General features: G+C 62.4%; 14 protein-coding genes. 8 read left to right on the top strand and 6 right to left on the bottom strand.

Features of this window, described 5'->3' with window-relative positions; translation table 11 throughout:
* Positions 1–5 precede the first annotated feature (5 nt).
* From rsxA to KUV45_RS05675, 8 genes are all read left to right on the top strand, one after another.
* Positions 6–596, top strand: a complete 591-nt coding sequence (rsxA, locus tag KUV45_RS05710; protein WP_222163753.1) for an electron transport complex subunit RsxA — start codon at positions 6–8, stop codon at positions 594–596.
* Positions 593–1,159, top strand: coding sequence for an electron transport complex subunit RsxB (gene rsxB, locus KUV45_RS05705; protein WP_222163752.1), 567 nt, complete (start codon positions 593–595; stop codon positions 1,157–1,159). The genes rsxA and rsxB overlap by 4 nt, the downstream gene beginning before the upstream one ends.
* A complete protein-coding gene (gene rsxC / locus KUV45_RS05700; protein WP_222163751.1) occupies positions 1,146–2,951 on the top strand; it encodes an electron transport complex subunit RsxC in 1,806 nt (601 codons plus the stop codon). Before rsxB ends, rsxC begins: the two co-directional genes overlap by 14 nt.
* The gene (locus KUV45_RS05695) at positions 2,948–3,940 is read left to right on the top strand and encodes an RnfABCDGE type electron transport complex subunit D (RefSeq protein ID WP_222163750.1); all 993 of its coding nucleotides are present in this window, start codon (positions 2,948–2,950) and stop codon (positions 3,938–3,940) included. Before rsxC ends, KUV45_RS05695 begins: the two co-directional genes overlap by 4 nt.
* Positions 3,937–4,515, top strand: coding sequence for an RnfABCDGE type electron transport complex subunit G (locus KUV45_RS05690; protein WP_222163749.1), 579 nt, complete (start codon positions 3,937–3,939; stop codon positions 4,513–4,515). Before KUV45_RS05695 ends, KUV45_RS05690 begins: the two co-directional genes overlap by 4 nt.
* Positions 4,508–5,248, top strand: coding sequence for an electron transport complex subunit E (locus KUV45_RS05685; protein ID WP_222163748.1), 741 nt, complete (start codon positions 4,508–4,510; stop codon positions 5,246–5,248). The genes KUV45_RS05690 and KUV45_RS05685 overlap by 8 nt, the downstream gene beginning before the upstream one ends.
* A gap of 100 nt (positions 5,249–5,348) precedes the next feature.
* Positions 5,349–5,984 carry an endonuclease III gene (gene nth, locus KUV45_RS05680; protein ID WP_206939354.1) on the top strand — a complete coding sequence of 212 codons (636 nt, stop codon included), beginning with the start codon at positions 5,349–5,351 and terminating at the stop codon, positions 5,982–5,984.
* Positions 5,985–6,090: 106 nt separating this feature from the next.
* Positions 6,091–6,381, top strand: a complete 291-nt coding sequence (locus tag KUV45_RS05675; RefSeq protein WP_224852107.1) for a hypothetical protein — start codon at positions 6,091–6,093, stop codon at positions 6,379–6,381.
* Positions 6,382–6,581: 200 nt separating this feature from the next.
* Here KUV45_RS05675 and KUV45_RS05670 read toward each other — a convergent pair whose 3' ends face one another.
* The 6 genes from KUV45_RS05670 to KUV45_RS05645 form a co-directional block, all read right to left on the bottom strand.
* Positions 6,582–6,776: a hypothetical protein gene (locus KUV45_RS05670; RefSeq protein WP_206939357.1), complete on the bottom strand. Its 195-nt coding sequence runs from the start codon at positions 6,774–6,776 to the stop codon at positions 6,582–6,584.
* Positions 6,777–6,790: 14 nt separating this feature from the next.
* The gene (locus tag KUV45_RS05665; RefSeq protein ID WP_224852108.1) at positions 6,791–7,954 is read right to left on the bottom strand and encodes a YeeE/YedE family protein; all 1,164 of its coding nucleotides are present in this window, start codon (positions 7,952–7,954) and stop codon (positions 6,791–6,793) included.
* A gap of 278 nt (positions 7,955–8,232) precedes the next feature.
* Complete coding sequence (locus KUV45_RS05660; RefSeq protein ID WP_224852109.1) at positions 8,233–9,198, bottom strand: sulfurtransferase; 966 nt, start codon at positions 9,196–9,198, stop codon at positions 8,233–8,235.
* Between the two features lie 285 nt (positions 9,199–9,483).
* Complete coding sequence (locus KUV45_RS05655) at positions 9,484–10,158, bottom strand: glutathione S-transferase (protein WP_222163747.1); 675 nt, start codon at positions 10,156–10,158, stop codon at positions 9,484–9,486.
* A gap of 68 nt (positions 10,159–10,226) precedes the next feature.
* Entirely contained in the window at positions 10,227–10,529 is a 303-nt protein-coding gene (locus KUV45_RS05650; protein ID WP_206939361.1) for an HlyU family transcriptional regulator, read from the bottom strand.
* 36 nt (positions 10,530–10,565) lie between these two features.
* The gene (locus KUV45_RS05645) at positions 10,566–11,783 is read right to left on the bottom strand and encodes an argininosuccinate synthase (RefSeq protein WP_206939363.1); all 1,218 of its coding nucleotides are present in this window, start codon (positions 11,781–11,783) and stop codon (positions 10,566–10,568) included.
* Between the last annotated feature and the right edge of the window lie 82 nt (positions 11,784–11,865).

Here is an 11,865-nt window from a genome sequence, read left to right as displayed (position 1 = left end):
ATGCCATGACCGACGTTTTCCTCGTTCTCGTCAGTACCGCCCTGGTCAACAACTTCGTTTTGGTGCAGTTCCTCGGACTATGCCCTTTTCTAGGGGTCTCCTCCAAGCTGGAGTCCGCCCTTGGCATGGCACTGGCGACCACCTTCGTGCTGACCTTGGTGGCCGCCGCCAGCCATCTGCTGTACCGCTACCTGCTCGTCCCCTTTGGGCTGGAGTACCTGCGTACCATTGCCTTTATCGTGGTGATCGCCGTGGTGGTTCAGGCTACGGACATCATGGTCAGGCATACCAGCCCCCTGCTTCACCGGGTGCTGGGCATTTTCCTGCCGCTAATCACGACCAACTGTGCCGTACTCGGTGTCGCCCTGCTCAGCCTCCAGCGTGACAGTGGCTTCTTCGGTGCTGTGCTGTACGGCTTCAGTGCAGCGCTGGGTTTCTCCCTGGTGCTGATCATGCTCGCCGCCATGCGCGAACGCCTATCTGCTGCAGACGTACCACGCCCGTTTCGAGGCCCTGCCATCGCCATGGTCACCGCCAGCCTGATGTCGCTTGCCTTCATGGGCTTTGCCGGCCTGGCGGAGGGGGCAATCCAGTGACCGCCCCTTCACTGCTCGGCCTGCTGCTGCTGGTAAGCCTGATCGGCAGCTGCGGCTTGCTGCTTGGATGGATGCACCGACGTTTCGGCGCCGGCGAGGACGGCCTGGTCCAGCAGATCGACGCGCTGCTGCCTCAAACCCAGTGTGGCCAGTGTGGTTACCCTGGCTGCCGCCCCTATGCCGAGGCAGTGGAGCAAGGCGAAGCGATCAACAAGTGTCCCCCAGGAGGCGACACCACCATTACCGAACTCGCCGCCTTACTGGGACGTGATCCCGTTCCCCTGGATGGCGAAGCGACCAGCACCACCATGGTGGCCTTTATTCGAGAAGATGAGTGCATTGGCTGCACCAAGTGCATCCAGGCCTGTCCGGTGGACGCCATTATCGGGGCGTCGAAGCTGATGCACACGGTGATTGCCGACGAGTGCACCGGCTGCGATCTGTGCGTCGCACCCTGCCCGGTTGACTGCATCGACCTGCTGGAGAGACCTCCCGCGATGGGCGAATCCATTCGTCTCATCGCGTCGGACCGCCCATCGGGAGAACACCATGTCAACGCTTGAACGACTTCAGCGCTGGCTGGGTCTCGGCGGCTCCTGTGCGCCAGGCATCCGCCCTGACACCCGCAAGGCCCAGACCCGTGATCTCGGCATTCGACGCGCGCCGCTGCCACCAGAGGTCTCCCTGGCGCTCAATGACAACTCCCACAAGCCGTGGGCCGAAACACTGCTGGAAGTGAACGACGGTGACTGGGTTCGGGCGGGCCAGCGCATCGCCCGCCCGGTGGGACATTTGGCACTGCCGATGCATGCCCCGATCAGCGGACGGGTCAATTTGACTGACGCCGCGGCCCACAACGCCCCCCAGGAGACTTCGAGTGATGCTCCGGGGCTTTCAAAGGATGCGCCGGGGCTGTCAAGGGATGCTCAGGAGCATGCGAGCGATGCACCAGGAATTGTCATCGTTGCCGAAGGCTGCCAGCAGATCCTCACCATGCGGCCGCTGGCAGCCAAGCAGGCATCTCCAGAGCAGATTTTTGAACGCATCGCAGAGGCGGGTATTGCAGGCATGGGAGGCGCAGGCTTTCCGGCCGCCTTGAAAGCCAGAGCCGCCCACCGTGCCGGCATCGACACCCTGCTGATCAATGCCGCTGAATGTGAACCCTACATCACCGCTGACGATGCCTTGCTGCGTCACGACGCCGAAAAGGTCGTGAGCGGCGCGCTGATTCTCGCGCGCGCCACCGGTGCCACCCGCATCGTCGCCGGCATCGAAGATGACAAGCCAGAGGCGGCCGAGGCGCTATCGGCCGCCCTCGCCATGTCTGCACTGCCGACCGACGTCGTGATCATCCCGACCCGCTACCCAAGCGGCGGTGAGCGTCAGTTGATCGACCGCCTGCTGGCGCGAAGGATGACGCCGCAGCAACTGCCGGTTGACGTCGGGGTGTTATGTCACAACCCCGCCACCCTGGCCGCCATCCACGACGCGGTGATTCTCGGCCTCCCCGCCATCACCCGCATCGTGACGCTGGCGGGTCAGGCGTTGAGTGCACCGGGCAACGTTGAGGCCAGAGTGGGCACACCGGCAGCCACGCTGTTGGCTGACGCTGGACTGGATACCTCCAGGCTCGCCAAGTTGATCGATGGAGGCCCGCTGATGGGGCACCAGCGGTCGCTTGCCAGCGCAGCGACAACCCCCACGACCCACTGTCTGATCGCGGCCACCGAACAAGAGCTGCCCAGCCCGCCCCCGCCGTCGCCCTGCATTCGCTGCAACGACTGCGTCCCCGCCTGTCCTGCGGGCCTGGCGCCTCAGCAGCTGTGGTGGCACACCCGGGTCGAAGATGACGCACGGGCCAAGGCCCACGGCCTGCTTGCCTGTATCGAGTGCGGCGCTTGCGACTATGTATGCCCCAGCCACCTTCCGCTGGCGGCATCCTTCGGCGAGGCCAAGCGCCGCCTGCGGGTTGCCGACGCCGAACGGGCCAGGGCGGACCAGGCCCGCGCTCGCTTCGATGCCCGCAAGGAGCGCATGCAGCGCGAACACGATGAGCGTGAAGCCAGACGCCAGGCGCGCAAGGCGGCGCTGCGACGTCCCGCTCCCAAGACCCCAGCGGATGACCACGCGCCCACCTCCTCGGCTCCCGCCGATCTGCGCAGCCTGCGCATCGCCCAGGCAGCAGCCAAGGCGGCGCTGCGTAAGGCAGAGAAGGCGCTCGAGCGTGCCGCCCAGCAGCAGCAACCCAGCGAGGTGCTGGCCGATCTCGAGTCTCAGCAGAGCACTGCCCGCGAACATCTAGAGGCTGCCAATGCGCAGCTGGCCGCCGCCCGCCAGGAAGCCCCGACATCATGAGCTATTTGCACCAGACAGCGCCTATCGCCAGCAGCGCCCGCGTGATGCGCAGCGTCTCGTTGGCCTGCTTGCCCGGCATCGCCGCTCAGACCTGGTACTTCGGTGCCGGTGTCATCACCAATGTGCTGACCGGCATCCTGTGCTGCTGTCTGGTGGAAGCCCTGATGCTCGCCGCAAGATCACGACCACTGCGCCCAACACTGGCCGACGGTAGCGCCATGCTGACGGGCATTCTACTCGGCGCGGCGCTGCCCGCTGGCACCAGTGTCTGGCTCATTCTGATCGGTGCTGTGGCCGCCATCGCCGTGGCCAAGCACCTCTATGGTGGGCTGGGGCACAACATCTTCAACCCCGCCATGGTCGGCTACGCGATGCTGCTGGTGTCCTTCCCGGTACCGCTGAGTCTATGGCCGGACGCCACAGGCTTTGGCGCCGGCGACGTCCAGAACCTGTGGCAGGGCTGGCTCGGCCAACTTGACGCCAGCACATTGGACGCCGTCAGTGGCGCCACTCCCCTCGATGCGCTGCGCCAGCCTGCCGGCGCCTCGGTCATCGGCGATGCCAACCTCTCTTCACCTTGGGCCATCATTTCCCTGGCCTGGCTGGCTGGCGGGCTGGTACTACTGGCCCAGCGTCTCATCGACTGGCGCCTGCCGCTGGCCATGCTGAGCACCATGGCAGTCCTGGCAGCGCTGTTAAACCAGGTGTCGGGTACTGGCTCCGTGGCGTTTCATCTGTTCAATGGCGCCACCGTCATGGGCGCCTTCTTTATCATCACCGATCCGGTCAGCGCTCCCGGCCATCGACGCGCGCGCTGGGTGTTCGGTGCCGCGATCGGCGTACTGGTCATGCTCATCCGGGGCTACGGGGGCTACCCCGACGCCATCGCCTTCGCCGTGCTGCTGATGAACCTCTCGGCCCCGCTGCTCGATCAGCTGTGCTCAGGGACGCACCGCTCAGCCACCGATGCGCCCAGGGGGAATTCATGACAGCCCCGACAGCGCCACCCTTACCAAGCCCGCGGGGGGCGGTCGCAACGCTGCTCCTGCTTGCCGTCGTCACGTTAGCCAGCGTCGTGATAACGCACTGGCTGAGTGAGGCCCCGATCGCGGCCAATCGCGAGCACTATCAGCAGCAACTGCTGAAGCAGTTGGTACCGCCCCAGACAGCATCGATCGTTGCCCTCGACGAAGCTACCTCCTGGCAAGCCATCGGCCCCAACGGCCAGCGACTCGCCACCGTTCACGCCGGTAAGGCGATGGGATACGGAGGTGCGATACGCCTGTTGGTCGCGTTCACCCCTGAAGGCAAGATCGTCGCGGTGCGCGTGCTTGAGCATCACGAAACCCCGGGTCTGGGGGACAAGATCGAACGACGCAAGAGTCCTTGGGTAGATCAGTTCGAGGGGCGCCATCAGGACGCCCTGGCGTTGACACCATCAGGTCCCATCGAGGCACTGACCGGCGCCACCATAACCTCAGAGGCCGTGATTCGCGCTGTCGTCGCCGCCACGCCAGCAGCCTCATCTGCCACCACCTCACCGCGGGAGACTCCTGATGAATGACGACTCGCACAGCTCGTCAAATAGCTCCCTGACTCGCCAGCAGGCTCGCCAAATCGCCGCCAACGGACTGTGGAGCAACAACCCTGCCCTGGTACAACTATTGGGGCTATGTCCTTTGCTGGCGGTATCCGGCACCATCGTCAACGGCCTGGGGCTCGGTCTTGCCACGCTGGCGGTCATGCTGGGCGCCAATGGCTGCGCATCGATGATAAGAGGTCACATCCGCCCCGAGATACGGCTGCCTGCCTTTGTCATGATCATTGCAGCGCTGGTGACCTGCACAGAACTCGCCATGGCCGCGATGGCCTACGAGCTTTATCAGGTGCTGGGCATCTTCCTGCCTCTGATCGTGACCAATTGCGCCATCCTTGCCCGAGTAGAAGCCTTTGCCTCGCGCCAGCCGCTGGCCCCATCGCTGCTGGACGCGCTGATGAATGGACTAGGCTTCACCCTGGTGCTGATAGTGATTGGCGCCCTGCGCGAGGCTCTCGGCCAGGGCACACTGTTTGATGGCATGGAGCTACTGCTGGGTAGCGGCGCGGCTGACTGGGTGATCCAGCTACCGGGGGAGCGCCACATGCTGTTTATGGCGCTGCCGCCTGGGGCCTTTCTGATAACCGGCCTGCTGATTGCCGGCAAGAACGCCATCGACGACCACATCGCTCGCCGCCGCCCCGCCTCGCAGCCCCCTTCCGAGCAGCGAAGGGTTAGAGTCACCGGGACCATTCACTAGGCCCAGTCACTCAGTTCAGCGCAACACCCAGTCACTGACTCAAGTCCCAACCTTCCAGGCCGCTCTTCAGCGTGACCGCAACCCTCGCTACAGGAGTCCCATGAACGCTGCCAAACGCCACGAGATCTTCACTCGACTGCGGGCCCATAATCCCGAGCCCACCACAGAGCTTCATTGGTCGACCCCGTTCGAGCTGCTGGCAGCAGTGCTGCTATCTGCCCAGGCAACCGATGTCGGCGTCAACAAGGCCACGGCAAGGCTATTTCCCGTCGCCAACACGCCCCAGGCCATCATTGATCTGGGTATCGACGCCCTCAAGGACCACATCAAGACGATCGGCCTGTTCAACACCAAAGCCGAAAACCTGATGAAGACCTGCCATCTGCTGGTCCAGCAGCATGGCGGCGACGTGCCGCGTACTCGCCCTGAGCTAGAAGCGCTCCCGGGAGTCGGCCGCAAGACCGCCAACGTGATTCTCAATACCGCTTTCGGCCAGCCTACCATTGCGGTGGACACCCATATCTTCCGAGTCTCCAACCGCACCGGCATCGCCAAGGGCAAGAACGTGATCGAGGTCGAGGAGCGGCTGATGCGGCATGTGCCCAAGGAATTTCGCCAGGATGCACACCATTGGCTCATCCTGCACGGGCGCTACACCTGTGTGGCGCGCAAGCCACGCTGTGGCAGCTGTGTGATCGAGGACCTGTGCGAGTTCAAGGAAAAGGTCGATCTATAGCCTGACAGCCGACGCGTCAGCGGCACGGCTAACGCCAAAGTTGAAGCGCATAGACCGACAGGACACGTTACGCTGACGCTCTATGCTGCAATATGAGCGATCAACCATGAACGATGTGCTGCGAGAACTCTGGATACCACTGGCCATGGCCTCGAGCTTCGGCGCCTTTACCGGCTCGCTGTTCCGCTTGAGCCGCCGCCCCGGGTCCGAACGTCCGCTGATGTTCCCGGTACTGGGCCTGCTGGGCGGTATCACCGCGTTCATGATCCACCAGGTGCTGGTGTGGACCGTTGGCGCCCCGACCTGGCTCCTGCCGGTACTGGTGGTCCTGCAAGTGTGGCTCTGGTTGGGGCCGCTGGGACCCAAGATGTCGCGGCGTCAGTCCCCTGGCGAATGAACGCCCATGGCAGCCCCCTGCGCTGTCGGTAGATACCCTGCCAGACCCTGCAAGCCACCATTCCCGATCACGCCATGAAAAAGGCGCTCCTGCCACGGCAGGAGCGCCTTTTCTTTACCTACTGTCTCTACTTATTTTTCTACCTACTGCTCCGTTGTTGCCATCCACCTCTGTCACCTGCTCGACAGCGCCTACCCAGGCTATTCCCGAGTCGACGGACAGGGCGCTCCGCAGGGCGCGCAGGCGTTGGCATCCCGCTGATTCAGGGACGTACGGGCGTGACCGTCGCCCATGTTGAAGGCAAAGGTTGGGCTGCTGAGATGATCCGCAAGTATCAGTACCAGGATGGCCAGCAACATGGCGATGATGCGGCTACGGCGGTAAGCGGCTTGCATGGCGCACTCCTTGTTCAATTGGGCAGACGGAACCAGGGCCGCAGGCGAATACCCACCAACGAACCAACAAAGGCGCAGGCGAACCACACCCAGGCATGCAGACTTCCAGAAGCCAAGCCCGAAAACAGCGCGCCGATGTTACAGCCAAATCCCAACCTGGCGCCGTAGCCCAGCAGCAGGCCACCCACCACCGCGGCCAGAAATTGACGGCCCTCTACCTTCTTGCGGCTGGCTTCGTTGAAGCGATTGGCCAGGCCCGCTGCCAGCATGGCCCCAAGCAGCAGACCAAAGTTCATTACCGAGGTGATATTGACCAGCACAGAGTCGGCCAGGGCCATGGCCGGATAGTCCCAGGTCCAGAACTCGAACTGGCTCATGTCCACGCCGATGGCCTGCAGCGCCTTTGCTCCCCACAGATTGAAAGCAAAGGTAATGCCCCAGGGGGCGCCTCCCACCAGCAGCGTCAGGGTGTTGCCGACTGCCAGCACCAATATGGCCCAAACGAATGGCCAGCGGCCCTGCACGAGGGCCTTGAACGCACTCCCTTCTACTGGACGAAGGCGCAGCTCTGAACGCTCAAGCTCACCGTGAGCGCGACGCTCCACGCGATTGACCCACAGCGCGACCAAACCCAGGCCGACCCACTGCACCGCTATCGCTCCCGGCACACCCACACTATCGATCAGACTGACCGGATCAAGACTGGGCAAGTCCAGCCACCAAGGCAGGTGGATCGAGCCGACCACCGCGCCAATGATGAAGAATGCAAGCGTCACCAGCATGCGCAGATTGCCCGCGCCGACCGTAAACAGGGTGCCTGAACCGCACCCTCCGCCAAGTTGCATGCCCAGACCAAACACAAACGAGCCAACGATAAGCGAGGTGCCAATGGGCGCAACCGCGCCGACCAGACCGGGCTGGCCGCTGCCAAGCAAAGGAATCATCAATGCCGAGGTCAGAGCAAACAGCATCAGCTGCGCGCGCATACCGGCCCCGCGGCGTTTGGTGACCAGGTTTCGCCAACCGGCGGTAAAGCCGAAGGCACCGTGGTAAAGCGCCACGCCGAGCGCGATACCAATGGCGAACAACACCACCAGAAAAGGCGCGGTCTCAAGCCATACCAGACCGCCCAGCACAACCATGCCGATCAGCGCCAGGCTGACGACGAAACGATCCACCTTGAGGGGGGCCTGTCCAGGAGTTTGTCCAGCGCTTAGCTCAGCGCCAGGTGGCCGAACCCTGTGCGCGGAGCCAGCAGCATCGCTAGCGGTGGCCGAAGCGGCCTGTGAAGACATCTGAGTCATGGAAGTGCATCTGTTCAAAGGAAGGAGTATCACCGCCGCCGGTGCCGCCACTGATTCACGGCGTCCTGGCGGCGGTCATCTAGGCATCGCCAATAGCCATCTAGGAGCTCACTATCTAAACGACACCTATCGAGGGGTCACGGACCCAAGGGTCACTCGTCACCGAAGCCGAGCGCGTCCAGCACCTTGCCAAGCCCCTGCTTCGCCACGGCCAGCGGACGTGACTCATCCTGGGTCCACTCAGCCATGGAACCGTCATACAACGCCACGTTGTCGAAGCCGGCAATTTCACTCAGCACGAACCAGTCAGTCGCTGCCCAGTGTCCGGTGTTGCAGAACGCCACGGTCTTGGCATCCGCATCCAGCTCTGCCGCCTGGATACGCGAGGTCACTTCCGCCGTATTCAACCGCCAGGCGCCGTCGTCATCGGCCAGCAGCGTCTGATGAGGCAGGTTGCGTGCGCCAGGAATGGTGCCCGGAGCAGTCGCTGCAGGAGACTGGTTGTCGCCCTTGAAGTAGTCCTCTGGGCGGGCGTCGACCAGCTGCCCCTGGGACTCGCGGGCCGCTTCGACCTCTGCAGTCGTCGCCAGCAGAGCCTCATTCAAACGTCCTTCAAAGCGCACCGGATCAGGGTACTCTGCCGAGCCACTGGCCAGTTCGAGGCCTGCCGCTTTCCAACCGGCAAAGCCGCCGTCGAGAATCGCCACCTGCTCGTGACTCAGCACCTTGAAGGTCCAGTACACCCGTGCCGCGCTGCCAAAGTCCGTCGCGCCGGTACCCGCCGGCACCAGCACCACGGTATCGTCATTATCGATTCCGAGGCCGCCGATCAAGCGCTCAAGACTCGACACCGGAGGCATGACTCCGGTGACACCATCGCGGGTTTCCCGCCAGCCGTCCTCGGTATAACTCGAATACAGACTGCCGGGAATGTGGGCTTGCTCGAAGCTTGACCGGTCACCGCCATTGTCGATGCTGGAGCGAATATCCAGCACCACCACATCGTCATTATCCAGGTTCGCTTCAAGCCACTCAGGACTGACCAGCGGCTTGACATCGGCTGCATGCGCGGAGCTCGCCATCATCAGCGCCCCCGCAAGCGTCAGTAAGATGCGCATCAAGTTGACCTCTTGGGTAGGAGATCAACCCATTATCCTGCTCGCAGCTGCAAACTCAATATGCTTGGCATGAATAATGATTTACGTGCTCATAACCAAAACCGATCAGCCACCGGGTCAGACCTGTTTCCATAACGACGGTCGAGGCTCTGTCCGAAAAGTCGACGAGCGAAGGTTAGACAAGGCAAAAATCGGTGAGAAAGCGCAGTTTACGAGGTGTAAATGAGCATTTTAAGCCGATTTTTAACGCCGTATCACCAAGCGCAGGCACTTTTCGTACAAGCCCTAGAGTGAGAGCTCACCGCCCTTCTCTGTAGCACGGCCATAGGCGGGTCGCGCCCGGGCCTGCTCGAGAAAGCGCGTGAGCGCCGGATGGTCAGACAACATGCCCCTACCTTCCAGCGCCAGGAGCGGGAAACTCATCTGGATATCCGCCGCGCTGAACGTCTCTCCCGCGAACCAGCTGTGCTCTGCCAGGTGCTGCTCCCAAAAGCCTATCAGCCGTCGTATTTCTGGCCCGAGGTACTGCTCTTTCACGCCCTTGGCGAACATCTTGCCCAAAGGACGCACCAGAGCCGGCACAGGGGGCTTGCTGAGCCTGCCAAACACCAGATTCATCACCAGCGGGGGCATCGCCGAGGCCTCCGCATGGTGCATCCAGAACACATAGTCATCGTAGGCTTCACTGTCGACGGAGGGAGACAGCGCCCGCTCCCTGTCGTAATGGCGCAGCAGATACTCGATGATCGCACCGCTTTCTGCCACGACCCTGCCCGCCTGATGCTGGTCGGTGATCAGCGGCGACTTGCCGAGCGGGTGAACCTGCTTGAGGGATTCAGGGGCCAGCATGGTCTTGGGATCACGCCGATAGAGCTGAATGTCATAGTCGACTCCAAGCTCTTCCAGTAGCCAGACCACTCTGAGAGAGCGGGAGTTTTCGAGATGGTGCAATACGATCATGTGGTCTCCTTTACCCCATGGCTGAAACAGAAACGGCGCCCAGGGGGCGCCGTTTCCATCGCTTCGTCTCAATCAGACGAGAACATGCCATCACCGACTTCATCGATGTAGCGTTCCGCCTTCTGTCGCATCAGCGCATCACAGGCCTCACGCCCAGGCACCAGGTCAGAGCGCTCGAAAGCGTGTTCCAGCGTCTCGCCACCCTCGATGGGCTTGCGAATAAAGCCGCTGACGCGATACTGACCGCCCTGCTCCTGCGGACGAGACACGATCAGGAATCCGCGATACTCCACGGCCTCGGCCTCCTCCGTGGAACGCGATTCAGCGGCGCCTCCACCCTTGAAAAGGCTGCCGATCAGCTTCTTGAACATGTCGCCTCCTGGATCTGATGGTCGAACGCCAAGCGCTTAGTCCTGACGACGGCCCTTGCCTGCGGCGATACGCAGACGCAGCGCATTCAGCTTGATGAAGCCTTCCGCATCCTTCTGGTCGTAGGCGCCCTTGTCGTCTTCAAAGGTCGCGATGGACTCGTCGAACAGCGACTCGTCGGAGCGACGGCCTGCCACGATGGCATTGCCCTTGTACAGCTTCATGCGAACAACGCCGGACACATTCTTCTGGGTCTCGTCGATGGCGGCCTGCAGCATGCGACGCTCCGGGCTCCACCAGTAGCCGTTGTAGATGACCTCGGCATACTTGGGCATCAGCTCATCCTTGAGATGGGCTTCTTCCCGGTCGAGGGTCAACGACTCGATGGCGCGGTGAGCACGCAGCATGATGGTACCGCCAGGGGTTTCATAGCAGCCGCGAGATTTCATGCCGACGTAGCGGTTCTCGACGATATCGAGACGGCCGATACCGTTGTCACCACCCAGCTTGTTCAGCTTCTCCAGCACTTCGTGGGGCTTCATCGGCACGCCGTCGATGGCCACGATGTCGCCCTTTTCAAAGGTCAGCTCGACGTAGGTCGGAGTGTCCGGTGCCGCTTCCGGCGACACGCTCCAGCGCCACATGTCCTCTTCGGCTTCCGCCCAGGGATCTTCGAGAATACCGCCCTCGTAGGAGATATGCAGCAGGTTGGCATCCATCGAGTAAGGGGACTTCTTTTTCTTGCTGAAGTCGACGGGAATATCGTGCTGCTGGCAGTAGGCCATCAGCTTCTCGCGGGAATTCAGATCCCACTCACGCCACGGCGCAATGACCTTGACGCCAGGCTTCAGGGCGTAGCCGCCCAGTTCGAAACGGACCTGATCGTTGCCCTTGCCGGTAGCACCGTGGGAAATCGCATCGGCACCGGTCTGGTTGGCAATCTCGATCAGACGACGAGCGATCAGCGGACGCGCGATAGAGGTACCCAGCAGGTACTCACCTTCGTAAATGGTGTTGGCACGGAACATCGGGTAGACGTAGTCGCGCACGAACTCTTCACGCAGGTCCTCGATGTAGATTTCCTTGACGCCCAGGGCCTCAGCCTTGGCGCGGGCCGGCTCGACTTCCTCACCCTGACCGATGTCGGCGGTAAAGGTCACCACTTCGCAGTGGTAAGTCTCCTGCAACCACTTGACGATGACGGATGTGTCCAGACCGCCCGAATAGGCGAGCACGACCTTCTTGACATCGGACATGCTAGGGGCTCCTTCTTGTATGACAGACATGACGTGACCAGCGCATTCCTTCATGAATGGCGCTTGAAGAGGGCCGAGTATA

This window comes from Halomonas sp. DP3Y7-2 (assembly GCF_019800795.1).
Lineage (GTDB): Bacteria > Pseudomonadota > Gammaproteobacteria > Pseudomonadales > Halomonadaceae > Halomonas > Halomonas litopenaei_A.
Note: the sequence above shows the minus strand (reverse complement) of the source record. Positions and strands in the feature narration are given on the sequence as shown.

Coding starts and splice junctions, on each gene's coding strand:
- rsxA (WP_222163753.1), top strand. CDS start 6: ATGACCGACGTTTTCCTCGTTCTCGTCAGTACCGCCCTGGTCAACAAC.
- rsxC (WP_222163751.1), top strand. CDS start 1,146: ATGTCAACGCTTGAACGACTTCAGCGCTGGCTGGGTCTCGGCGGCTCC.
- KUV45_RS05695 (WP_222163750.1), top strand. CDS start 2,948: ATGAGCTATTTGCACCAGACAGCGCCTATCGCCAGCAGCGCCCGCGTG.
- KUV45_RS05690 (WP_222163749.1), top strand. CDS start 3,937: ATGACAGCCCCGACAGCGCCACCCTTACCAAGCCCGCGGGGGGCGGTC.
- KUV45_RS05685 (WP_222163748.1), top strand. CDS start 4,508: ATGAATGACGACTCGCACAGCTCGTCAAATAGCTCCCTGACTCGCCAG.
- nth (WP_206939354.1), top strand. CDS start 5,349: ATGAACGCTGCCAAACGCCACGAGATCTTCACTCGACTGCGGGCCCAT.
- KUV45_RS05675 (WP_224852107.1), top strand. CDS start 6,091: ATGAACGATGTGCTGCGAGAACTCTGGATACCACTGGCCATGGCCTCG.
- KUV45_RS05670 (WP_206939357.1), bottom strand. CDS start 6,776: ATGCAAGCCGCTTACCGCCGTAGCCGCATCATCGCCATGTTGCTGGCC.
- KUV45_RS05660 (WP_224852109.1), bottom strand. CDS start 9,198: ATGCGCATCTTACTGACGCTTGCGGGGGCGCTGATGATGGCGAGCTCC.
- KUV45_RS05655 (WP_222163747.1), bottom strand. CDS start 10,158: ATGATCGTATTGCACCATCTCGAAAACTCCCGCTCTCTCAGAGTGGTC.
- KUV45_RS05650 (WP_206939361.1), bottom strand. CDS start 10,529: ATGTTCAAGAAGCTGATCGGCAGCCTTTTCAAGGGTGGAGGCGCCGCT.
- KUV45_RS05645 (WP_206939363.1), bottom strand. CDS start 11,783: ATGTCCGATGTCAAGAAGGTCGTGCTCGCCTATTCGGGCGGTCTGGAC.